This window comes from Shewanella carassii, assembly GCF_002777975.1.
GTDB classification, from domain to species: Bacteria; Pseudomonadota; Gammaproteobacteria; order Enterobacterales; family Shewanellaceae; genus Shewanella; species Shewanella carassii.
On record NZ_NGVS01000006.1, the window covers coordinates 60,319 to 82,069 of the forward strand.

Here is a 21,751-nt window from a genome sequence, read left to right on the forward strand (position 1 = left end):
AAGCAAACCGTGAACAGATTTACTGAGAATAAGAAGAGCGCCTGCATGGGCGCTCCTCTTATTTCCGGTGTCAGAAAACGGCTTTGCCGATTAGTTCTCTTTAGCTAGCCTGTAGTTATCTGCCAGGCTGCCGGTGATGCGGTTGCCTTCTCTATCCAGCATAAACAGCTGATTTTCCCCTACGAGGTATTTACTGCCATCCTCGAGGGTGATTTTGCCGCCGCTGGCATCCCAGCTGAACTTGCCGCTTTCGCTGAATATGCTCTCGTCCTTACCTTGGTAGACTTGCTGCAGGCGATAGCTGTTGTCTCCTTTGAGCGTCAGCGTGGTTTCTATTCCTGAGCAATCTGCGCAGGGCAGCAGCCCTTTATAACTCCCTTCCCAGTCCAGTGCATTTTGGCTGGTATCACCCACTGGTACTTGCGCTGTTTGCTCAGTGGAGGCTGTAGCCGTTTCCGTTTGGCTGTTAGTGGCCGGAGATTGTGTCTCCTGGTCTTGGCAAGCCGTTAGGCTTAGTGCCATGCCACTTGTCATCAATAATGCAAAAACAGTCGACTTATTCATGGTTTACTCCCTTAAATAACCTAAGTTGGCCTTCAGGCTAGCACAGCGGCTTTGGCCAAAGTAAGGCCTTGGGCATCCTATCGTTACTGCGGTACAGTTCTCATTCAACCAGGTAAACAGTTTGTGTCGATAGACTAAGTCATACTGTGATCTGACTGTTTATCGCCGGTGGTTTTGCCCTCAAACAGCTTAAAGAACTGGCCGCAATAGATAGAGTGTTAATCGGCGCCAATAAAGCCACCTGTCTGGTGGGCCCACAGCTGGGCGTAGATCCCTTGGTTACGGATCAGTTCCTGATGGTTGCCTTGTTCGACCACTTTGCCCTGATCCAGCACTATCAATCTATCCATGGCGGCTATGGTTGATAGCCTGTGAGCGATAGCGATAACGGTTTTTCCTTCCATCAGTTGATAGAGGCTTTCCTGAATTGCCGCTTCCACTTCCGAGTCGAGTGCCGAGGTGGCTTCATCCAGGATCAGGATTGGCGCATCTTTCAATAGCACTCTGGCGATGGCAATACGCTGCCTTTGACCGCCGGATAATTTGACACCCCGTTCACCCACCTGGGCATCCAGCCCGGTATTCCCCAACGGATCTGTCAAAGAGGCGATAAACTCACTGGCCTGGGCCTTGATGATCGCTTGCTCCAGTTCCTCTTCCGTGGCATCGGGACGACCATAAAGAATATTTTCTCTGATGGATCTGTGCAGCAAGGAGGTATCCTGAGTCACCATGCCTATCTGTGAGCGCAGCGAATCCTGGGTGACTTTACGGATATCCTGACCATCTATCAGAATTTTTCCCTTTTCCACATCATGAAAACGCATCAGCAGATTGACCAAGGTGGACTTACCGGCACCCGAACGACCCACCAGACCGACTTTTTCACCTGGCTTGATCTGCAAATCCAGCCCTTCCAGCACGCCGCTCTGTTCTCCATAGTGAAAGCTGACCTTATCGAAATCGATTTGCCCTTGCTCAACCAAAATGGCTTTGGCGTCTTCGGCATCCAGAATGCGGGTGGGTTTGGACAGGGTGCTCATACCATCGGCCACAGTCCCTATATTTTCAAACAGTGAGCTGATTTCCCACATTATCCATTGCGACATGCCGTTAAGGCGCAGCGCCAGGCTGACGGCAATCGCTATGGCGCCGACACTGATGGCACTGTCGCTCCAGAGCCAGATGGATACGGCTGCCACGTTAAAGGCCAGGAAATAGTTCAGTAGCTGCACACTGACGTTAATTCCGGTGACCAGACGCATCTGCCGGTGCACGGTATCCAGGAAGGTTTTCATGCTCGACTGAGCGTATTCGGCTTCCTGCTGGGTGTGGGAGAAGAGTTTGACCGTGGCAATATTGGTGTAGCTGTCGACGATTCGACCCGTCATGGTTGAGCGAGCATCGGCCTGCTCAGTAGACACGGCTTTCAGCTTGGGCACGAAATACCACTGCAGGCCGATATAGATGGCAAGCCATGCCAACATGGGCAGCATCAAGCGCATATCGGCACTGGCTATCATCACCAACATGGAGGTGAAATACACCATTATGTAGACCAGCACGTCCAGGAGTTTCATCACGGTTTCCCGCACCGCCAGAGAAGTTTGCATCACCTTGGTGGCTATGCGGCCGGCAAAGTCGTCCTGATAGAAGGAAACACTCTGTTTCAACAGGTATTTGTGTGCCAGCCAGCGGATGGCCATCGGATAGTTGCCCAAGAGACTTTGGTAGACAATCAAGGCGTGCAACAAGATGAGTACAGGCAAGAGCACGAGTACCAGCAAGGTCATGCCGAGTAACTTGAGTCCTTCATCCTGCAGCAGGGTTTGTGGATCCTTGTCTACCAGCCAGTCAACCAATTGGCCCATAAAGCCAAACAGCGACACTTCCAGCATGGCCAGAATCGCGGTCAATATTGACATCAATATCAGCGGTCGCTCGAAACCTTTGGTGTAGTGGCGGCAAAAAGCATAGAGCCCTTTGGGCGGCGGAGATGGATCTATATCCGGCAGTGGATCCGTCCAGTGTTCAAAGCGGGAAAACAACTTCTTTATCATGGCCTTCTCTTGGCAAACTGTTATGGGCGATTTATCTCTTGGCAAAGAATGATTCTTGCCCGGTTATGCGGGCAGACATCGGGCCTTGCGGATCTGGAGTGATTTTTATTCAAGCTGTTCCAGCATACCCAATTTTCACCGGCAGGGCAGCTATTATTCCGGATCAATAGTTTGGGTTTAGTCTCGGGGTTCAGTTCCGTTTTCCGCTGGTTTCCCCCGTGTTCGCGGGGTAATCTGCATCCAGGTTATAGACGATAGCGAAACAGATGATGACGATTTTTACCGTGCTCAGCACCGACACCTGTCGCCGAGCGAGACTCAGTCGCGATCCCAGGTTTGATGGCCGTTTCTTTATCGGGGTGAAGACGACGGGGATCTATTGCCGGCCTATCTGTCCGGCGGTGGCGCCGAAAGAGGAAAATGTCGATTACTTTTTCTCGGCCGCCGCCGCGGCAAATCACGGTTTGCGCCCCTGTTTGCGCTGTCGGCCGGAAAGCGCGCCCGGCTCCTGTGCCTGGAAAGGCACGAGAACCACGCTGGAGCGGGCGGTAACTCTAATAGAGCAGGGCGCCTTGAGCGGCGAGTCGGCGAAAGGTGTCGAGCACTTGGCACAGCGCCTCGGGATCAGCAGTCGTTATCTGCGCAAGCTGTTTGTCGAAGCGTTGGGCCTGTCTCCCAAGCAATACGCTGCGTTTCAGCAATTGATGTTTGCCAAGCAGTTGCTGCACCAAACCCGGCTCCCTATCACGCAGGTGGCCTTGGCTGCGGGATACACAAGTATTCGCCGTTTCAACGAAGTGTTTCAGAGTCAGCTGCAGCTTACCCCGTCGGCGCTCAGACGTAGCGCTGATACGCAAATGGACGACAGTAACAGGCTGCAACTGTTTTTGAGTTACCGGCCGCCTTATGCCTGGCAAGCGTTGCTTGATTTCTATCGCCTGCGGGCGGTAACAGGAATGGAGTGGTTTGAACTTAATGACCGCCAGGGCTATGGTCGCAGCCTGTTACTCAACAGCGACAAAGGCGGGTTCAAAGCTTGGTTTTTTGCCGAGTTGCAGGCCTCGCAAAATAGAGTCGCAGTTACCCTAGCATTGGAAGAGGGCGCCGAGCTTAGCTTGTTGCCGGTATTGGTCAATCGGATAAGAAGGATATTGGATCTCGACGCTGATATGCAGCAGGTTGAGCAGGTATTGCAACCTATCATACTGGCAGACTCCACCTTTGGTTGGGAGCCGGGGCTGAGGCTGCCGGCAGCAGGCTCTCTGTTTGAAGCCGGGGTGCGGGCTGTTCTGGGCCAGCAGGTTAGTGTCACCCAAGCCAGCAAACTGTTGGGGCAGTTGGTGGCAGCCAGAGGTGAAAGGCGAGTTATCGCAGGGCGCGAAATCAGCTTTTTCCCCGAGCCAGAGAGCCTGTTGGCGGCGGACTTTGACGAGTTGAAAATGCCCGCAAGCAGAAAGACGGCACTGGCCGAGTTGGCGCGTTTTCAGCTTGAGCATGGTGATGCCGAGCCCGAGGCTTGGCTCAGTTTGAAAGGGATTGGCCCTTGGACCATAGCTTACGCCAGAATACGCGGGTTGTCGGATCCTGATGTGTTGCTCGGCGGCGACTTGATAATCCGTAAACGTCTGCTCACGCTGCTTGGTGAAACGGCAATCTCGACTGAGGTTAACGGGAACTTGGCTCAAATTACCCCGGATTCGGCTAAACAAGGTGCAGTTGCTCAGCATAAAGGCAATAAAAGAGCGGGCCATTACCAAGCATTACTGCAAGGTGTCACTGAAGCGGCGTCGCCCTGGGGCAGTTATCTTACTCTGCAACTTTGGCATTCGGCATAGAACCTATCAGTAGCAATGAATGAAGAGCTCTGAGATGAGTTGCAGAGGTAACAAGCATCAGGGTCAAACTCCTATTCAAAAGCCATAAAATCAAGGGGTTAATCCTATGAATACACAAGATAAACCGAGCTTGGCCGTATCGCTGAGTAAAGAGTGGCCGGCAGCAGAATTGCTGCCGGTGGCGGAGCTTATCATGGATTCGGCTGTGGGCAGGCTGTGGCTTGCTGCGGGGCCTCATGGGCTGTCACATCTGTCGGTTTTGACGGGGGATGACAGAGAGCGCCGGATCCCGCTGGCGAGCGCGAGTACGGCGCAAAAGGCGCGGGCAGAGGCGATATTGGCGCAGACCAAGAGTCAGCTCTTGGAGTATTTTGCCGGCACCAGACAGGTCTTCGAGCTGCCGTTGGCCCCCAAGGGGACACGCTTTCAACGCGCCGTTTGGCAGGCGTTGGTGGGGTTGCCCTACGGCAGTTTTACCAGTTATGGCGAGCTGGCCGTAAAGATTGATAACCCGAAAGCGGTCCGCGCTGTCGGCACTGCCAATGGCGCCAACCCGATAGCGATCATCGTGCCTTGTCACAGAGTCATAGGTAAGGATGGCAGGTTGACCGGCTATGCCTGGGGCCTCGCCATGAAACAACAACTGCTTGACTTGGAAGCCGGTCGTTGCAGTTAATCTTTTGGCATAAATCAACGAAATTCTCTATCGATTTGGGATATTCTGAAACCAAGCAAAAGTTGCGTATTACTGAGGAAAACACAGATGCAACCACTCTTTTGGTTGGAAGAGGGAGAGTTGGCAGGAAGCCGGGGGCCGGTTGATCGGACCTGGGATTTTGATGAGCTGCAGCGCTCCGGGATAGGCGCGATTCTTTCCCTAGCTGATAATGTGGCGGCCGATTGGCCTCAGTCGCCATTTGAGTTTGCCTGTATCCCTTTACCGAGCGGAGAAGCCCCATCGGATGCCGATTTACGGCGCTGCGTCGAACAGTTACCCAAGGCTCTCGACTTTATCCAGCGTCAGCGCGAAGCTGGGTTAGGGGTGCTGGTACATTGCGAGTCTGGGCAAAACCGAACCTGTCTGTTGCTGGCCTACTATCTGATGGAGCATGGTGTGGCGCCGCTACATGCGGTTGCCCGTATTCGTGCGGTGGCCGATGCTGCATTTGGCTCCCATGGTTGGGATCAGTTTGTATTCGATGTGCTCTATGCTTTACAGGATTAGCAAACTAAAGCCGGAGGCGGGAATGCTGGATCCCGAAACGAATTAATGTTTGAATACTCTTCATTATTTCGAAGAATATTCAGAATGTTGCCACAGTTTGGAATACTGTTGATCCTCTTGTCCTTGCTGAGTGCTTGCAGTTCGGTGCCGACAAGGGATCCCGCTTACAGCGACTCCAGCTATCTGGCAACGCCGGAGAGTTCTGTCTTGCTGGATTATCTGGAACCTCAATTGTCCGTCCACCCATCGCAGACGGGCGTGCTGCCGTTGGCCGAAGGTGTCGATGCCTTTATTGCCAGGTTGGCGCTTATCCGCAGTGCCCAGAGCAGTATCGATCTGCAGTACTACATCTATCGGGCCGATGAAACCGGTAAAACCTTGGTTTGGCAACTATTGGAAGCCGCCGAGCGTGGCGTGCGGGTAAGGTTGCTATTGGATGATACCACCAGTGCGCCGCTCGAATCCGGATTGGCGGCATTGAATCATCATCCCAATATTCAGGTTCGCCTCTATAACCCGGTCTATTCTCGCACCTTCCGTGGACTGTCCTGGTTATTTGGCTTCACGCGCTTGAACCACAGAATGCACAATAAGTCGCTGACAGTGGACAACATGGTCTCAGTAGTAGGTGGACGTAACATAGGCAATGAATACTTTTCCGCCAACGATGAACTTGAGTTCGGTGATTTTGACTTGCTCGCCATAGGCGAAGCCGTGCCGACCATCTCTGAGCAGTTTGATCTCTACTGGAATGCGCCGCTGACCATTCCGCTTGAGCAGCTGCTGCCTAAGCGGCTGACCCGGGAAAAATTGCTGCAGGCCGATGCCAAGATGCGGCAGGAGCAGCAGGCGATGCAGGATCATCCCTATTATCAACGCCTGTTGCAGAGCCAGCTGATAACCAACATGGAGCAGCAGCAACTCGATTGGTATTGGGGTGAAGCCAAGGTGTTGTTTGACCCGCCCGATAAGCTTCGCAGCGCCGAGCCTGAGAGCTGGATGCTGGCGGATATCGGTCGTTTTCTATCCCAGGTTGAGAACAACATACTGATCATCTCGCCCTATTTTGTGCCCACAGCCAAAGGGGCCGATGCGCTGGCGCAGGCGGTAGCCAATGGCATTGAGGTCACAGTCGTGACCAATAGTCTGGCAGCCACAGATGTGGTGGCCGTTCATGCTGGTTACAAGAAGTATCGTCGGCAACTGCTGGAGGCCGGTGTTCGCCTCTATGAGGTGAAGGCCGATCCCGCTCATAAGCCATCTGCCTGGCGTGGCAGTTCTCGCACCAGCCTACATGCCAAAACTTTCGTATTGGACAATGAAGAGGTGTTCGTTGGCTCGTTCAACTTTGATCCCCGCTCTGCCTGGATCAATACTGAAATGGGGATCTTATTGCACCAACCAACATTGGCGGTGCACATTCAACAGCAGCTGGGCGGGGCACTGCAGCGCAATGCGTACCGATTGGCACTGGAAGGTGATGAACTGGTGTGGCATGACGATGCCAAACAAGAGCTGTTTTATAACGAGCCTGCCGCCGGTTTCTGGCGCCGTTTCAGTGCCGACATTCTCAGCCTTTTGCCTATTGAGTCGCAATTGTGACGCACCGTAGGCCGCCATCGGTCTGAGCCTGTGTTATCCTGAATCGTTTAACTTATTGTCTGTTATGGTGTTGTTATGAAGAGTAAGGCCAATCAATCTCAGGGGTTGCTGTTGTTTAATCTGTCGGCGAGCCAACTGTTTGCCATCGGCACCTTGAAGATCCGTGAGTTGGTGCCTTATATGCCACTGAATCAACTCCCTCAATCTCACCCGGCCATTATCGGCGCGGCCAACTTCAGGGGGCATACCATCCCCGTGGTCGATATGGCCGCAGCCGTTGGTTATCGCCCGGTGACAGCCGAGGAGCGCAAGAGTTGCTTTATCATCATCACAGATTGCCAGCGGATGGAGATAGGTTTTCTGGTGCGCGGTATCGACAAGATCCTCGAATGTAACTGGCGGGAAATTGAGTCGCCACCGGATAACCTGGGGCGCAATGCCTATTTGACCGGAGTCACTCGTTATGGCGACAAACTGGTGCAGTTATTGGATGTCGAGCTGCTACTGTCGAAGATTTTCCCGATCGCGGCTCAGCGCGCCGCAATATTGACCGATGTGCAGCGGGAGAGGTTAAAGCCGCTGCGGATCTTGCTGGTGGACGACTCCAAGGTAGCCAGAAAGCAACTGTCCGATGCGCTGGACTCGATAAATATCCCCTATGAAGTCACTTCCAATGGTGCCCAAGCTTTGGCCATCATGGAAAAGGCCGCCGCCGAACACCGTCCGGTGGACATCCTGGTGAGTGATATTGAAATGCCGGGTCTGGACGGTTATGAACTCGCCTTTGAAGTAAGAGACAAACCGGCACTCGCCGGCGCTTACATTATTCTGCACACCTCGCTTTCCAGTGAGATCAGTGTCAGCCAGGCACATCAGGTAGGGGCCAACGAAGCCCTCACCAAGTTTGATGCCCACGAGCTTATCGATGCCATGCTCAGAGGCGCGCAAATTGCACAAGATGGTAAAAAATGACATCGCTGTTGCCAGAATGCATGCACAGGGTTATCCGGGCAACACAAATTGGCTTCAAAGCTAGACATTAGCGACTTCATCCGCTAAAAACGTATCTCTCCTGTGGCGCTGGTGCCGGGAAGATAATAAATACAGGTCAGGCAATGAACCAAATTTCTTTACTTTTGGCCCGATTGGCCAAAGGCAGTCTAGTGCTGCAAATCCTCATGGGGATTATCGCGGGTATGGGGCTCGCATACTTTGCTCCGGAGTGGGCAAAGAGTGTTTCTTTTCTTGGAGATCTTTTTGTCGGTGCGTTGAAGGCAATCGCACCGGTGTTGGTGTTTTTGCTGGTGGCAGCATCGATTGCCAATCAGAAGAAAAATACCAAGAGCAATATGCGGCCAATTATCGGCCTGTATCTGTTCGGTACTTTTGCCTCGGCACTCACGGCCGTGGTGATGAGTTTTCTGTTTCCCACTACCCTCAAACTCAGGGCGCCGGAGCAGTTGTTAACGCCACCTCAAGGTATTCTGGAAGTCCTCAATACCCTGTTGTTCAAGCTGGTGGATAATCCGGTCAATGCCCTGATGGAAGGCAACTATATCGGTATTCTGGCTTGGGGTATCGGCCTTGGATTGGCGCTGCACCATTCCAGTGACTCGACCAAACAAGTATTTGCCGATGTCAGCCACGGCATCTCGCATATGGTGCGCTTTATTATTCGTCTGGCACCTATAGGTATCTTTGGTTTGGTCTCGGTGACATTTGCCGAGAACGGTTTTGAGGAAGTGTACAACTATGCACGCCTGCTCGGTGTCTTGTTGGGTTGTATGGCGTTTATTGCCCTGGTGGTGAATCCACTCTTGGTGTTTTACAAGACGCGCAGTAATCCTTATCCCTTGGTATTCACTTGTCTCAGGGAGAGTGGTGTTACCGCCTTCTTTACCCGCTCGAGTGCCGCCAATATTCCAGTGAATATGGCCTTGTGCGAGCGCCTCAATCTTAATAAGGATACCTATTCGGTCTCTATTCCCTTGGGGGCGACCATCAATATGGGCGGCGCTGCTATTACTATCACGGTATTGACTCTGGCGGCGGTACATACCACTGGGACCAGTGTCGACTTGCCAACGGCGTTATTACTCAGCGTGGTTGCCGCTATTTCCGCCTGTGGTGCCTCAGGGGTAGCCGGTGGTTCACTGTTGCTGATCCCTCTGGCTTGCAGCCTGTTTGGTATCAGTGATGATATTGCCATTCAGGTAGTGGCCGTGGGTTTTGTTATCGGGGTCATTCAAGATGCGGCCGAAACGGCGTTGAACTCCTCCACCGATGTGTTGTTTACCGCGGCTGCCTGTCAGGCAGAAGAGCGTAAGCTTAGCTAAAAATGATATTGGCAAGAATGGGGCGGCCTTAAGGTCGCCCTTTTTTATGGACAGCTACAGACAATGTTTGGCCGTTCAAATTGTCTGCTGGAGTGATCTTGTATGAGTCTTTTCATAAATAGCTTAAAATTGCCGCAATAAGCGATCTTGATCACAATTTTATTTTCTCACTGGGCTACACTGCGCACATTTGAAAGGCCTAATTCTAACTCGTTGCTTTTTAATGGGTTGGTATCATTTTGGCTACTTTTTTATAACTTTTGACTGGGTCAAGGGGCACTATGAGTTCTATGCTTAATGTCATGCATTTGAGTGCAGCCGAAGAGGCTGGGCTGACATGGTTTAAGGGTATGGATATGTCCGGAGTAGAAAAGCGCAAGCGTCTGCACCGACAGCATGAACAGCAACGAGAGTTTCTTGGTTGTTGGCAGGATAGCCGCCCCGGCAGTGGTGAAGAACTGACCCTGTATCGCGAGGGTGATAAGCTATTCTTGGAAACCTGGTTCAGCGATGGTTGCCACAGTGTGGATGAGATGAAGTCCAAACAGACCAATGCCGGTTTGTGTCTTGAAGATGTGGGCGGTAACCTGTTTGGCGAATTCTTTATTTTAACCGCCGAGGGCCAACTGCAATTTTGCACCGAAGGGGGCGATAGCTTCAGTCTGGAACCTAAATCTGTGATGAGTGCCTGATAGCAGCAGTCTGACTAAGTCTTGAAAAGAAAACGCCCGCTAAGCGGGCGTTTTCTTTAGCTGTTTTTTCTCAGGTTGTCTTTACCAAGCCTTGCAAGGGTCAGAAAGGTGACAGGCTGACAAAGTGCATCTCGGCGCCCGAGTAAGGGTGGCAAAATGCCAGGCTGGCAGCATGCAAGCAGAGCCGCGGACGGGCGTTTTCAATCTCTCGCCCACCGTAAAAATCATCCCCTAAAATGGGATGACCGAGCGCGAGCATGTGGACTCTGAGTTGGTGAGTCCGGCCAGTTTCCGGTTGCAATGCCACCAGGCTGGAATCTTCGCGCTGCTCAAGCACTTTGTAGTGAGTGATCGCTTTTTTGCCTTGCTCCGAGACTCGCTGCAGAGGTGGATTGGCCTTATCCGCAGCCAGAGGTAAGTCAATGACACCGGCTGGCTGTTCGAGATGTCCCGCTACTTCGGCGACATACAGCTTATCGTTTTGCCGCTCCTGAAACTGAGTCTTGAGACTGGATTCGGCGGCCTTGTTGCGAGCGAAAACCATGATCCCTGAGGTGGCACAGTCCAGCCTGTGAACCAATATGGTTTCCGGATACAGGCGTTGCAAGCGGGTGAGGGCGCAGTCATGGGTTACGGCGGCGCGCCCTGGGTTGGACAATAGCCCGGATGGCTTGTTGATGATAATAATATCGCGATCCAGATAGCGGATATCGAGCCAGGGCAGGGCCGGCGGGCGGTACTCAAAAACTTGCATGAACTCTCCTTCGTGAAGGCGCAATTCTAGCAAAGCCATTGGCCCGGCAAAAGTGGCTTTGTGGGTTCACCGAACGTGGCAGCTAGCACTTTGCCTCAATCAGAGAAATTCTACCGGGGTCTTTCTGGCCCATATCCGGCTGTAAGCCATCAACTGCGGGTAAAAGGTCCGAAAGGCGATTTCGATTTCGGTATCGAGTTTTTGCAGTGCCTGCTGGGCACCGTTGAACAGCTCAGGCTTTGAAAGTCGGCGACTCACGCCTGTCACTGCACTGTTGAGTCCTTGGCGGCTTTGATAACTCAACAGCCAATTCTGCTGCTCCATCACAGGTGCTAATTGGCTTAATCCTTCGGGCAGAGATGGGGTTTGCCTCAGGCTCTCGTAGGCCTTGTTGCAAAAGGTGGCCAAGGGTTGATGATGATATTCCTCCCAATATTTGGCCAACATATGGTCAAAGGCCAAATCCATCAGCACAGGCGCCACTCTGGCAAGCGGCTTGGGAAAAGTACGCACTAACTCGCGGGTTAACTCGTGGCTGTCGGTCAACTTGTCTATCTGCCTGTGGAGCCAGAGCCCCTGTTGCAGATGTTTGGGAAACTGTTGAATATTGCCTTTGGCAAAGTCGCCGGCGAGATTGGCGCCGAGAGAGGTTTGGCTGATATCGGCCAGATGCAGGTGTGCAAGGAAGTTCATATTGGCTACTGGGTGTCGAATTCGCCTTCAAGTTACCATGACAAGCTGGCAAATGAAAATAGTCTCTGGCGCTGGTGAATGTTCTCTTTTTGCTCAGTGGAAAAAGATGCTACGCTTAGCGTTCGGTGACGCAGAGGATCAAGGATGATGTGGGACTGGTTCAATAAACTTATCAACAAAACACCCCGGCCCCAGAGGCGCAGGGTCGAAGTGGACATTCCGTTCGAACAACTCGAATATCGGCGCGAGCCCTTCGATGACAACAAGCCCCTTGCCGAAACGGCAAACGAACCGCTGGAGCCTTGATCTTAACGCCTCAAGTCCCTAGACTAGCCGCCGTTTCCAGCTAAGCCGAGGCCCATTCATGCGTGTAGCAGACTTTTCTTTCGATCTTCCAGAGGAACTGATCGCCAAGTTCCCTATGGAGAAACGCAGTGCGTCCAGATTACTCACTCTGGATGGTAACAGCGGGGCTCTTAGCGACTGCCGCTTCACCGAATTGTTGAACCTGGTTCAACCCGGCGATCTTATGGTATTCAACAATACCCGGGTTATTCCGGCGCGCCTGTTCGGTCAGAAGGCGACCGGCGGTAAGCTGGAAATCCTGGTGGAACGGATGCTGGATGATAAGCGGGTGCTTGCCCATGTGCGCAGTTCAAAGTCGCCGAAGGAAGGCAGTGAAATTTTGCTCGATGGCGGCTTCAAAATGTTGATGCTGGCCCGGCACGACGCGCTGTTTGAACTTGAACTGGTTTCCGGTGCGAGTGTGCTCGAAGTGCTGGAGCAGGTAGGCCATATGCCATTGCCGCCTTATATCGACCGTCCCGATGAAGATGCCGACAAAGAGCGCTATCAGACAGTTTATAACCAAACTCCGGGCGCGGTTGCGGCGCCGACGGCAGGTTTGCACTTTGATGACAATATGTTGGCCGAGCTGAAAGCCAAAGGCGTGGATATTGCCTTTGTGACCCTGCATGTTGGCGCCGGTACTTTTCAGCCGGTGCGGGTCGACAACATACTGGAACATAAGATGCACTCGGAGTGGGCCGAAGTGCCGGCCGAGGTAGTGGCTAAAATCCATAACACCAAGGCGGCCGGAAAAAGGGTGATCGCGGTGGGCACAACCTCCGTGCGTTCGCTCGAGAGCGCTGCTCGCGCCAGTGAAGGCGAACTGCAGGCCTTCAAAGGGGATACCGACATTTTCATCTATCCCGGATATGAGTTTCAGGTAGTGGATGCCATGGTCACTAATTTCCACCTGCCGGAGTCGACGCTCATCATGCTGGTCAGTGCTTTTGCTGGCTTTGATGAGGTAATGAACGCCTATCGCCACGCAATTGCCGAAAAATACCGCTTTTTCAGTTATGGTGATGCCATGTTTGTGACTAAAAAAGCTCACTGAACGCTACTTTTGCTTTAAAATACCCGCCTCAATGAGCGGGTATTTTGTCTTAAGGGTGAACCTTTTGCCTTTTCGACCCTCTGTTGTTTAAACACTGCGGCCCGAGTCCGCGCAATTAAGGTCAGACTGTTTCTCTGACGAGGTAAATCATGAAATTTGAATTGGATACTACTGATGGCCGCGCGCGCCGGGGCCGATTGATTTTTGAACGAGGTACGGTAGAGACTCCGGCCTTTATGCCGGTTGGAACATACGGCACTGTGAAGGGGATGACCCCGGAAGAAGTGCGTGCCACCGGAGCCGATATTCTGCTGGGGAACACTTTCCACCTCTGGCTGCGCCCAGGTGAAGAGATCATGCGTAAGCATGGTGATCTGCACGATTTCATGAACTGGCAACGGCCGATTCTCACCGACTCGGGTGGTTTCCAGGTTTTCAGCCTAGGTGATATCCGCAAGATCACCGAAGAAGGGGTGCATTTCCGCTCGCCCATCAATGGCGAAAAGATTTTCATGGATGCCGAGAAGTCGATGCAGATCCAATATTCGCTCGGCTCGGATGTGGTGATGATTTTTGATGAGTGCACGCCGTATCCTGCCACTCATGACGAAGCCCGCAAGTCGATGCAGATGTCACTGCGCTGGGCAAAACGTTCGCGGGACGAGTTCGACCGCCTGGAAAACCCCAACTCATTGTTTGGGATTATTCAGGGCAGTGTCTATGAAGATCTGCGTGATGAAAGCCTCAAGGGCTTGTTGGAAATAGGTTTTGACGGCTATGCCGTCGGCGGCTTGGCTGTAGGGGAACCCAAGGCGGACATGCACAGAGTGCTGGAGCATGTTTGCCCGCAGATCCCCACAGACAAGCCTCGTTATTTGATGGGGGTAGGCAAACCGGAGGATCTGGTTGAAGGCGTACGTCGCGGTATCGACATGTTTGACTGTGTGATGCCAACCCGTAATGCCCGCAACGGCCACTTGTTTGTCACAGAAGGTGTTATCAAGATCCGCAACGCGCGGCATCGTGACGACACATCACCGCTGGATCCGGAGTGTGACTGCTACACCTGTAAGAACTACTCACGGGCGTATCTGTACCATCTGGACCGCTGTAATGAAATTCTCGGGGCCCGTCTCAATACCATACATAACCTGCGTTACTACCAAAGGTTAATGGAAGGTTTGCGCGGCGCCATTGAGACAGGTACATTAGACGCCTTTGTGAAGGACTTCTATGGTCGTCAAGGCCGTGAAGTACCCGAATTGGTGGATTGATTTTATTTGCTGATAAGAAGAGAAAAATATGTTTATTTCAAATGCTTATGCTAGTGCAGCCGGTGCTCCTCAGTCTGGCGGTACCATGGAATTGGTGTTCATGCTGGTGATCTTCGGTCTGATCTTCTATTTCATGATCTTCCGTCCTCAGTCCAAGCGTGTTAAAGAGCACAAAAATCTGATGGCGTCCCTGGGTAAGGGCGATGAAGTCCTGACCAGTGGTGGCATCATAGGCAAAATCGCCAAGATCAGCGATGAGAATGATTATGTTCTGCTGAGCCTGAACGACAGCACCCAGATCACCATCAAAAAAGATTATATCGCGGCGGTATTGCCAAAAGGCTCTATCCAGTCGCTATAAGCCAAGGGGGCTGAGGCGTGTTAAATAAGTATCCTTTATGGAAGAACCTGATGGTGATCATTATCATCGCCATCGGGGCTTTCTATGCCGTGCCTAACCTTTTTGGTGAGGATCACGCGGTACAAGTGGTGGGCACCCGCGGTGCGGATGTGACTGTCACTACCCAGACACAAGTTAACGACTTGCTGCAAAGCAAGGGGATAGGTGTCAAGCGTTCCGAGTTGGGAAACGGTCAATTGCTCGTCAGAGTCAACAATGCCGAACAGCAGTTGTTGGCCAAAGAAGCGATAGCCGAAGCCTTGGGTGACAAGTTCAGCGTGGCGTTGAACCTAGCACCGGCAACACCGGCTTGGCTCGAGTCTCTCGGTGGTTCACCGATGAAACTGGGCCTCGACCTTCGTGGTGGTGTGCACTTCCTGATGGAAGTGGACATGAGCGAAGCTATTCGTAAGATGGAAGAAGCCAAGATCGCCGATTTCCGCAGTCAGCTGCGAGAAGAGGGGATCCGCTACTCGGGTGTTAAGGCTACGGCTAAAGGCATAGAGATCAAGTTTCGCGATGCCGAGAACCTGGCCAAGGCCGAGAGTTTCCTGAAGAGTCGCTCTAACGACATGGTGTTCAGCGATGCCAGCGAGGGCAATAACTTTGTCCTGATGGCGACTATGAGCGAAGTCTACCTCAAGCAGGTGAAAGAAGACGCTCTGTCGCAGAACATCACCACCATCCGTAACCGGGTGAACGAACTTGGGGTTGCTGAACCCGTAGTACAGCGTCAAGGCGCCGAGCGCATTATCGTTGAACTGCCTGGGGTACAGGATACGGCTCGCGCCAAAGAGATCCTCGGGGCGACCGCTTCCATTGAATTCCATATGGTCGATGAGAAAGCCGACATGAACGCGGCACAATCCGGACGGGTGCCACCCGGCTCCGAGGTGTATCCACGTCGTGAAGGCGGTATTGCCGTATTGAAGAAAGAAGTGATGCTGACCGGTGATCATATTACCGGTGCTCAGCCCAGCTTCGACCAATACAGCCGGCCTCAGGTGAGTATCAGCCTGGACGCCAAGGGCGGGAATATCTTTTCCAACGTGACAAAAGACAACATCGGCAAGCCGATGGCGACCCTGTTCATCGAGTATAAGGACAGTGGTAAGCGTAACCCTGACGGCAGCGTGAAGATGGATAAGATAGAGGAAGTCATCTCTGTCGCGACCATTCAAGCCCGCCTCGGCCGTAACTTTGTTATCACGGGTCTGTCTCACGGTGAAGCCCAGAACCTGGCGCTGCTGCTGCGCGCCGGTGCGCTGATAGCCCCTGTATCCATAGTGGAAGAACGTACCATAGGCCCAAGCCTAGGTGCCGAAAACATTGAAAATGGTATGCAGGCAATGCTCTGGGGCATGGCTGTGGTATTGATCTTCATGCTGATCTACTACCGTGCCTTTGGGGTTATTGCCAACCTGGCGCTGTGTGCCAACTTGATCATGGTCGTGGGTGTGATGTCGATGATCCCGGGCGCGGTGCTGACGCTGCCGGGTATTGCCGGTATGGTGCTGACTGTGGGTATGGCGGTGGATGGCAACGTGCTTATCTACGAGCGTATCCGCGAAGAGCTTCGCGCAGGTCGCAGTGTTCAGCAGGCTATTCATGAAGGTTATGGCAACGCGTTCTCTACTATTGCCGATGCCAACATTACCACCTTCATCACCGCACTTATCCTGTTCGCAGTGGGCAGCGGCGCCATTAAAGGCTTTGCCGTGACCCTGATGATAGGTATCGCGACATCCATGTTTACCGCTATTGTTGGTACCCGGGCGATTGTAAATGCCATGTGGGGCGGCAAGCGCGTGAAGAAACTGTCGATCTGAGGAAGCTGATTATGTTGCAGATTTTATCAATTAAAGGCTCTATCAACTTCCTGCGTCATGCTCTGCCCATCAGTATTATGTCGGCAGTGCTGGTCGTAGCTTCCCTGGCTTCCCTGGCAACCAAGGGGATCAACTGGGGACTGGATTTCACCGGTGGCACCTCTGTCATCATGGAATTCAGCAAACCCGCTAACCTGGACGAGCTGCGTCTTGCCTTGAACACAGACCTGACTTCAGGCGCCGTGGTACAGAACTTCGGCTCCAGCCGCGATGTGGTAGTGCGCCTGCAGGTGCGAGAAGGTATCAAGAGTGACCTTCAGGTCAAGGAAGTCTTCGCCGCTGCGGCCAAGCAAGACCCGGCTGTGCAGCAAAAGAGTGTAGAGTTTGTCGGCCCTCAGGTCGGTAAGGAATTGGCAGAGCAGGGCGGCCTGGCGGTACTGGTTGCGCTTATCTGTATTCTTATCTACGTCTCTTTCCGGTTCGAGTGGCGTCTGGCCATGGGCTCGGTTGCCGCATTGGCACACGACGTGATAGTGACGTTAGGCTTGTTCTCCTTCCTGCAGTTGGAGTTCGACCTGACGGTACTGGCAGGCTTGCTGACCGTGGTGGGTTACTCGCTCAACGATACTATCGTGGTGTTTGACCGTATCCGAGAGAACTTCCTCAAGATGCGTAAGGCAACACCTGTGGAAGTGGTGAATACCTCAATCACCCAGACCATGAGCCGTACCATTATCACTACCGGAACCACGCTTATTACTGTGGTAGCGCTGTTTCTCAAAGGCGGCACCTTGATCCACGGCTTTGCCACGGCATTGCTGATGGGGATTTTGGTGGGTACTTACTCCTCCATCTATGTGGCGAGTTTCCTGGCAATTAAGCTCGGGATCAATCGCGAGCATATGATGCCGGTGGAAGTAGAGAAAGAAGGCGCCGATCAGCCCTCGCTGATGCCCTGATAAACCCAAGTTGAGAAAGCCACCTGCGGGTGGCTTTTTTGTGTCTTTACCTAGAAAAAAGCCAACAAAATCGGGATAGGCTTCTGGGTTTTTAACTCAGTTTCGCGGCATTGTTATCAAAAAGTAAATTCACTTAATGCTGTCACTCGACAGTCCAGGCGTTTATCAGTAGCATGGGCAGCGGATCCTTCCACAGGATCCATTCCTTAATTTCTCTGCTGCGGCAGAGCCTAAAGTTGTAGGAAGAAACATGGAAGAACGAAAAGTCATGGTAGCCGGTGGTAATTTGCTACAGGCTCATACCTGGAAGGGAATGCTTGAGACCTCAGGATTGAGGGTCGAACTGCGTGGTGAAGCTCTGCTGGGCGGTGTGGGAGAGTTGCCGGTTGATATGCAAACCGTTGAGCTGTGGGTTCCTGAATCTCAGCGGGAGCAGGCACAATTACAGCTGGCCAGTCTCAATGCCGATAGACCCCAGTGGCAGTGCCTGCAATGTCATGAATTCAATGATGCCAGTTTTGAGCTCTGTTGGCAGTGCAGCGCCGAACGCAGTGAGTGCCATAATTAAGCTATCGATGGCACATTCGGAGAGTGGCAAATGACAAACAGTCTTGATTTTATGGCCTTGGTCGAACAGGCAAGAGGCCAGGTTCGTGAGCTGAGCATTGAAGAGTATCAGCAGGATGACAGTTGGCAGCTCATCGATGTACGTGAAGATCATGAGTGGCTTAAAGATCGTCTGCCGCTGGCCAAACACTTGTCCCGCGGCATACTGGAGCGTGATATTGCCAAGCGATTTCCGGACAATTCCGCCGCGTTGTTACTCTATAGTGGCGGTGGGCAACGCGCCTTATTGGCAGCACTGAGCCTGCAACAGCTGGGATACCGAAATGTGGCCTCCCTTGCCGGCGGTTATCGCGCCTGGTGTGCCCACGAACTGCCTTTGGTACAGGATTAATGCAATATTTTCCCCTTTTTGTTGATACATCACGGATAAGAGTGCTGCTGGTCGGTGGCGGTGAAGTGGCCAGCCGCAAACTGGATCTCTTGGCCAGAACCCAAGCCGAAATTCATGTTGTGGCGCCCAAGGTGAGTGCCGAGGTGGAAGCCTATGCGGCCAGTGGCCGAATTTGGCTGTCGCGTCGATGCGCAGAGGAGCGGGATCTTGCCGAGCGAGAGCTGGTTTATCTGGCTACTGCTGACAGTCATCTGAACCAAACCCTGGCGGCCAAGGCGCGCGAGTTTGGTGTATGGGTCAATGTGGTCGATACCCCATCCGAGTGTGATTTTATCACGCCCTCCATCGTCGATAGAGGGCGACTGGTAATGGCTATCAGCACAGCAGGCGCCGCGCCTGTGTTTGCAAGAGACTTGCGAGCCAAACTCGAAACTCTGCTGCCGCCAAGCCTCAGCCCTTTGCTGGATTTTATCGCCGAGCACAGAGAGGAGGTGCAGCAGCGCCTGCCTTCGGTGGATGCCCGGCGGCGCTTCTGGGAGCATTTCTTTAAGCTCAATGGTGACAGGTTTGACGCCAGCACCCGGGAGAGTTTCGAGCTGAGTTTTGCCTCAGGTGAAGCCCAAGGGGAGTTACTGCTGTTGGCAGATGATTGCCATCTGCAGTTGTTGCCACTGGCCGCGATGCCTATGCTGCAGCGGATAGACAGCCTGATAACAGATGCTGCCCCAACGGCTGAGTTACTGGAGCTTATCCGCCGGGACGCGTCACGCACAGCACCCATGGCAGACAGTGGCCTGTTGGCATCCTATCAAGCCGGTATGCGGATGCTGCGTCTGGCCGACGCAAACGAAGTCGCCAGGCTCAAGGCGGCATTCCCATTCGCCAAACATTTGCGCCCCGGCGCTATTTAAACCTTTATTTCCTTATTGAGGCTGCATCTGCCTCCTTATCACAGAGACGTTATCATGGCCTTGAAGGCGAGTATTTTTAAAGTTCAGCTCAGTATTGCTGATATGGACCGGCATTATTATCAGGATCATCAGCTGACCATTGCCCAGCATCCGTCGGAAACCGACGAGCGTATGATGGTGCGCTTGCTGGCCTTTGCGCTCAATGCCACTGACAGTTTGGCCTTCAGCAAGGGCTTGTGTGTCGATGATGAGCCTGAACTTTGGGATCGCGAGCTTAACGGTGATATTCGTTTGTGGGTCGAGTTTGGCCAGAGCGATGAAAAATGGCTGCGCAAGGCCAGCGGCCGTGCCGACGAAGTGCAGCTGTTTGCTTATGGTGGCCGCAGCGTGCCGGTATGGTGGCAACAGAATCAACATGCCTTTAACCGTTATGCCAACCTCAAGGTGTGGGAGATACCCGAAGAGCAAGTGAAGGAGATGGCGCAGTTGGTCAGCCGCTCAATGAAACTGGGCTGCAATATCAGCGACGGGATTATTTACCTGAGCAGCGATAGTGCCAGTGTGATGGTGGAGCCCAAGGTGTTGAAGCCCTTGGCGTTGTGATTGTTTCGGTTGCTGTGAGTTGTTTTAAATAACAAGAGCCGCCTCAAAAGGGCGGCTCTTGGGTTATGCAGGTTTCCTGAGCTTAACCCTCTTCGGGGAGCACCTCATCGACCTCGTTACGACCCTTGGTCTTTATTATCACCAGGGCGGTTACCAGCAGGGTCACCACTATGCCGCTGATGGTGGAGACTGTCATTGGCAGACCGGCACCCAGGGTAGTGGAGTTGAGCAGGAAGCTTATCACTACCGTGGTCATAAACATCGCCGGAATGGTACAGATCCAGTGCAGCTTGTTGTGACGTAGCAGGTAGGCTGAGGCGGTCCACAACATCATCACCGCGGTGGCTTGGTTGGCGACCCCGAAGTAGCGCCAAATTACACCGAAGTCCACCTGGGTCAGTATGGCCCCTATGATGAACAGCGGAATTGCCAACATCAGTCGCTTGGGCAGCTCTGTCTGAGGCATATTGAAGTACTCCGACAAGATCAGCCTGGCAGAGCGGAAGGCGGTATCGCCGGAGGTAATAGGCAGAATGATGACCCCAAGCACTGCCATAAAGCCACCTACAGCACCCAGAAGACCGGTTGAGGCGCTGTAAACCACGTTGGCAGGGTTGCCGTCCATGCCGGCTTTCAGACCTTCTACGCCATCGAAGAAAGACAGTGCCACGGCACACCAGATAAGGGCGATGATACCTTCACCTATCATGGCGCCGTAGAACACGAAGCGGCCATTGGATTCATTTTCAACACAGCGGGCCATCAAGGGAGACTGAGTTGCATGGAAACCGGAAACGGCACCACAGGCGATGGTGATGAAGAGTGCTGGCCACAATGGGGCATCGTTAGGGTTCAGGTTTTGCAGGAAGTCACCGGCTTCAAAGCCCGGCAACAGAGTATGTTCACTGGACAAGATGATGGCTATGGTCAAACCGACAGACATGAACAGCAGCAAGGCGCCGAAGAAGGGATAGAGGCGACCGATAATTTTGTCTACCGGTACTATGGTGGCAATCAGGTAGTAAACGAAGATGATGCCGACAAACAGGCCGACGCTGCCGCCGGTAAGCTTACCGAGCAAACCGGCTGGAGCCGAGATAAACACCACACCCACCAACAACAGCAGTATGATGGCGAAGATGTTCATAAAGTTTTTGGCACCTTTGCCAAGGTATTTACCCGCCAGGTTCGGTACAGACTGACCGCCGTTACGCACCGACAGCATGCCGGAGAAGTAATCGTGCACAGCACCGGCAAAGATACAGCCGATCACAATCCACAGCATGGCCGCAGGGCCGTATAGCGCCCCCAGTATAGGGCCGAAGATAGGACCCACACCGGCTATGTTCAGCAGTTGGATCAGATAAACTTTACCCTTGGACATGGGCACATAGTCCACGCCATCGGTTTGGGCATAAGCAGGTGTTTGTCTTTTATCATTAATACCGAATACTTTCTCGACAAAAGCGCCGTAGATGAAGTAACCGCCGATCAACAGACCGACGCACAGCAAAAACCACATCATAGTTGTTATCTCCCCGATTTGAGTTGACGCAATTGTAAACACTTTGGTTACAGGTCCCAGCGGGATCTGGGTCAGCGGTCAAAAGCCGGGGGTGAGCGGTTATCTATGGTGTTGAGCGGTTATGTATTT

Annotated in this window: 22 protein-coding genes; 17 read left to right on the forward strand and 5 right to left on the reverse strand. The window is 52.9% G+C overall.

Annotation, left to right across the window (positions count from 1 at the left end; genetic code table 11):
• Window positions 1-90 precede the first annotated feature (90 nt).
• Together CBE72_RS03310 and CBE72_RS03315 are read right to left on the reverse strand one after the other, a co-directional pair.
• A complete protein-coding gene (locus tag CBE72_RS03310) occupies window positions 91-564 on the reverse strand; it encodes a copper resistance protein NlpE (RefSeq protein WP_100142308.1) in 474 nt (157 codons plus the stop codon).
• A 218-nt stretch (window positions 565-782) separates the two neighbouring features.
• Window positions 783-2,612, reverse strand: coding sequence for an ABC transporter ATP-binding protein (locus CBE72_RS03315; RefSeq protein WP_100142627.1), 1,830 nt, complete (start codon window positions 2,610-2,612; stop codon window positions 783-785).
• Between the two features lie 278 nt (window positions 2,613-2,890).
• Here CBE72_RS03315 and CBE72_RS03320 point away from each other — a divergent pair, with 278 nt between their 5' ends.
• From CBE72_RS03320 to CBE72_RS03350, 7 genes are all read left to right on the forward strand, one after another.
• Window positions 2,891-4,459, forward strand: coding sequence for a DNA-3-methyladenine glycosylase 2 family protein (locus CBE72_RS03320; protein WP_100142309.1), 1,569 nt, complete (start codon window positions 2,891-2,893; stop codon window positions 4,457-4,459).
• A gap of 106 nt (window positions 4,460-4,565) precedes the next feature.
• A complete protein-coding gene (locus tag CBE72_RS03325; RefSeq protein WP_373289220.1) occupies window positions 4,566-5,135 on the forward strand; it encodes a methylated-DNA--[protein]-cysteine S-methyltransferase in 570 nt (189 codons plus the stop codon).
• 87 nt (window positions 5,136-5,222) lie between these two features.
• Window positions 5,223-5,684, forward strand: a complete 462-nt coding sequence (locus CBE72_RS03330; protein ID WP_100142310.1) for a dual specificity protein phosphatase family protein — start codon at window positions 5,223-5,225, stop codon at window positions 5,682-5,684.
• 84 nt (window positions 5,685-5,768) lie between these two features.
• Entirely contained in the window at window positions 5,769-7,286 is a 1,518-nt protein-coding gene (locus tag CBE72_RS03335) for a phospholipase D family protein (protein ID WP_100142311.1), read from the forward strand.
• A 75-nt stretch (window positions 7,287-7,361) separates the two neighbouring features.
• Window positions 7,362-8,258, forward strand: a complete 897-nt coding sequence (locus CBE72_RS03340; RefSeq protein ID WP_100142312.1) for a chemotaxis protein CheV — start codon at window positions 7,362-7,364, stop codon at window positions 8,256-8,258.
• Window positions 8,259-8,401: 143 nt separating this feature from the next.
• Window positions 8,402-9,622: a serine/threonine transporter SstT gene (sstT, locus tag CBE72_RS03345; protein ID WP_100142313.1), complete on the forward strand. Its 1,221-nt coding sequence runs from the start codon at window positions 8,402-8,404 to the stop codon at window positions 9,620-9,622.
• Window positions 9,623-9,903: 281 nt separating this feature from the next.
• Window positions 9,904-10,314, forward strand: coding sequence for a hypothetical protein (locus tag CBE72_RS03350; protein WP_167387635.1), 411 nt, complete (start codon window positions 9,904-9,906; stop codon window positions 10,312-10,314).
• A 100-nt stretch (window positions 10,315-10,414) separates the two neighbouring features.
• Here the strand turns inward: CBE72_RS03350 and CBE72_RS03355 are convergent, their stop codons facing one another.
• The gene (locus CBE72_RS03355; RefSeq protein WP_100142314.1) at window positions 10,415-11,068 is read right to left on the reverse strand and encodes an RluA family pseudouridine synthase; all 654 of its coding nucleotides are present in this window, start codon (window positions 11,066-11,068) and stop codon (window positions 10,415-10,417) included.
• Window positions 11,069-11,167: 99 nt separating this feature from the next.
• Entirely contained in the window at window positions 11,168-11,761 is a 594-nt protein-coding gene (locus tag CBE72_RS03360; RefSeq protein WP_100142315.1) for an acyl carrier protein phosphodiesterase, read from the reverse strand.
• Between the two features lie 144 nt (window positions 11,762-11,905).
• Between CBE72_RS03360 and CBE72_RS20050 the strand changes: the two genes are divergently transcribed.
• The 10 genes from CBE72_RS20050 to CBE72_RS03405 all read left to right on the forward strand — a co-directional run bounded on the left by CBE72_RS20050 (window position 11,906) and on the right by CBE72_RS03405 (window position 20,097).
• On the forward strand, window positions 11,906-12,067 hold the full coding sequence (locus CBE72_RS20050; protein WP_156029248.1) for a hypothetical protein: 162 nt from the start codon (window positions 11,906-11,908) through the stop codon (window positions 12,065-12,067).
• A 58-nt stretch (window positions 12,068-12,125) separates the two neighbouring features.
• Entirely contained in the window at window positions 12,126-13,163 is a 1,038-nt protein-coding gene (gene queA / locus CBE72_RS03365) for a tRNA preQ1(34) S-adenosylmethionine ribosyltransferase-isomerase QueA (protein WP_100142316.1), read from the forward strand.
• 149 nt (window positions 13,164-13,312) lie between these two features.
• Entirely contained in the window at window positions 13,313-14,437 is a 1,125-nt protein-coding gene (gene tgt, locus CBE72_RS03370; RefSeq protein ID WP_071476480.1) for a tRNA guanosine(34) transglycosylase Tgt, read from the forward strand.
• A gap of 28 nt (window positions 14,438-14,465) precedes the next feature.
• Window positions 14,466-14,798, forward strand: coding sequence for a preprotein translocase subunit YajC (gene yajC / locus CBE72_RS03375; protein WP_025011473.1), 333 nt, complete (start codon window positions 14,466-14,468; stop codon window positions 14,796-14,798).
• A gap of 17 nt (window positions 14,799-14,815) precedes the next feature.
• Window positions 14,816-16,666: a protein translocase subunit SecD gene (gene secD, locus CBE72_RS03380; protein ID WP_100142317.1), complete on the forward strand. Its 1,851-nt coding sequence runs from the start codon at window positions 14,816-14,818 to the stop codon at window positions 16,664-16,666.
• Window positions 16,667-16,677: 11 nt separating this feature from the next.
• A complete protein-coding gene (gene secF / locus CBE72_RS03385) occupies window positions 16,678-17,625 on the forward strand; it encodes a protein translocase subunit SecF (RefSeq protein ID WP_100142318.1) in 948 nt (315 codons plus the stop codon).
• 250 nt (window positions 17,626-17,875) lie between these two features.
• Window positions 17,876-18,193, forward strand: a complete 318-nt coding sequence (locus tag CBE72_RS03390) for a putative signal transducing protein (RefSeq protein ID WP_100142319.1) — start codon at window positions 17,876-17,878, stop codon at window positions 18,191-18,193.
• A gap of 30 nt (window positions 18,194-18,223) precedes the next feature.
• Complete coding sequence (locus tag CBE72_RS03395) at window positions 18,224-18,583, forward strand: rhodanese-like domain-containing protein (protein ID WP_100142320.1); 360 nt, start codon at window positions 18,224-18,226, stop codon at window positions 18,581-18,583.
• Window positions 18,583-19,494 (forward strand): precorrin-2 dehydrogenase/sirohydrochlorin ferrochelatase family protein, encoded by a 912-nt coding sequence (locus CBE72_RS03400; protein WP_100142321.1) that lies wholly within the window; start codon window positions 18,583-18,585, stop codon window positions 19,492-19,494. Before CBE72_RS03395 ends, CBE72_RS03400 begins: the two co-directional genes overlap by 1 nt.
• Before the next feature lie 54 nt (window positions 19,495-19,548).
• Window positions 19,549-20,097 (forward strand): YaeQ family protein, encoded by a 549-nt coding sequence (locus tag CBE72_RS03405; RefSeq protein ID WP_100142322.1) that lies wholly within the window; start codon window positions 19,549-19,551, stop codon window positions 20,095-20,097.
• A gap of 82 nt (window positions 20,098-20,179) precedes the next feature.
• On the opposite strand, the gene CBE72_RS03410 is transcribed toward CBE72_RS03405, so the two are convergent.
• Window positions 20,180-21,622, reverse strand: coding sequence for a carbon starvation CstA family protein (locus CBE72_RS03410; protein WP_100142323.1), 1,443 nt, complete (start codon window positions 21,620-21,622; stop codon window positions 20,180-20,182).
• Window positions 21,623-21,751 lie beyond the last annotated feature (129 nt).

Excerpts from the sequence above, each read along its gene's own strand:
- CBE72_RS03310 (WP_100142308.1), bottom strand. The coding sequence starts at position 564 with ATGAATAAGTCGACTGTTTTTGCATTATTGATGACAAGTGGCATGGCA.
- CBE72_RS03320 (WP_100142309.1), top strand. The coding sequence starts at position 2,891 with ATGATGACGATTTTTACCGTGCTCAGCACCGACACCTGTCGCCGAGCG.
- CBE72_RS03325 (WP_373289220.1), top strand. The coding sequence starts at position 4,566 with ATGAATACACAAGATAAACCGAGCTTGGCCGTATCGCTGAGTAAAGAG.
- CBE72_RS03330 (WP_100142310.1), top strand. The coding sequence starts at position 5,223 with ATGCAACCACTCTTTTGGTTGGAAGAGGGAGAGTTGGCAGGAAGCCGG.
- CBE72_RS03335 (WP_100142311.1), top strand. The coding sequence starts at position 5,769 with ATGTTGCCACAGTTTGGAATACTGTTGATCCTCTTGTCCTTGCTGAGT.
- CBE72_RS03340 (WP_100142312.1), top strand. The coding sequence starts at position 7,362 with ATGAAGAGTAAGGCCAATCAATCTCAGGGGTTGCTGTTGTTTAATCTG.
- sstT (WP_100142313.1), top strand. The coding sequence starts at position 8,402 with ATGAACCAAATTTCTTTACTTTTGGCCCGATTGGCCAAAGGCAGTCTA.
- CBE72_RS03350 (WP_167387635.1), top strand. The coding sequence starts at position 9,904 with ATGAGTTCTATGCTTAATGTCATGCATTTGAGTGCAGCCGAAGAGGCT.
- CBE72_RS03355 (WP_100142314.1), bottom strand. The coding sequence starts at position 11,068 with ATGCAAGTTTTTGAGTACCGCCCGCCGGCCCTGCCCTGGCTCGATATC.
- CBE72_RS03360 (WP_100142315.1), bottom strand. The coding sequence starts at position 11,761 with ATGAACTTCCTTGCACACCTGCATCTGGCCGATATCAGCCAAACCTCT.
- CBE72_RS20050 (WP_156029248.1), top strand. The coding sequence starts at position 11,906 with ATGATGTGGGACTGGTTCAATAAACTTATCAACAAAACACCCCGGCCC.
- queA (WP_100142316.1), top strand. The coding sequence starts at position 12,126 with ATGCGTGTAGCAGACTTTTCTTTCGATCTTCCAGAGGAACTGATCGCC.
- tgt (WP_071476480.1), top strand. The coding sequence starts at position 13,313 with ATGAAATTTGAATTGGATACTACTGATGGCCGCGCGCGCCGGGGCCGA.
- yajC (WP_025011473.1), top strand. The coding sequence starts at position 14,466 with ATGTTTATTTCAAATGCTTATGCTAGTGCAGCCGGTGCTCCTCAGTCT.
- secF (WP_100142318.1), top strand. The coding sequence starts at position 16,678 with ATGTTGCAGATTTTATCAATTAAAGGCTCTATCAACTTCCTGCGTCAT.
- CBE72_RS03390 (WP_100142319.1), top strand. The coding sequence starts at position 17,876 with ATGGAAGAACGAAAAGTCATGGTAGCCGGTGGTAATTTGCTACAGGCT.
- CBE72_RS03395 (WP_100142320.1), top strand. The coding sequence starts at position 18,224 with ATGACAAACAGTCTTGATTTTATGGCCTTGGTCGAACAGGCAAGAGGC.
- CBE72_RS03400 (WP_100142321.1), top strand. The coding sequence starts at position 18,583 with ATGCAATATTTTCCCCTTTTTGTTGATACATCACGGATAAGAGTGCTG.
- CBE72_RS03405 (WP_100142322.1), top strand. The coding sequence starts at position 19,549 with ATGGCCTTGAAGGCGAGTATTTTTAAAGTTCAGCTCAGTATTGCTGAT.
- CBE72_RS03410 (WP_100142323.1), bottom strand. The coding sequence starts at position 21,622 with ATGATGTGGTTTTTGCTGTGCGTCGGTCTGTTGATCGGCGGTTACTTC.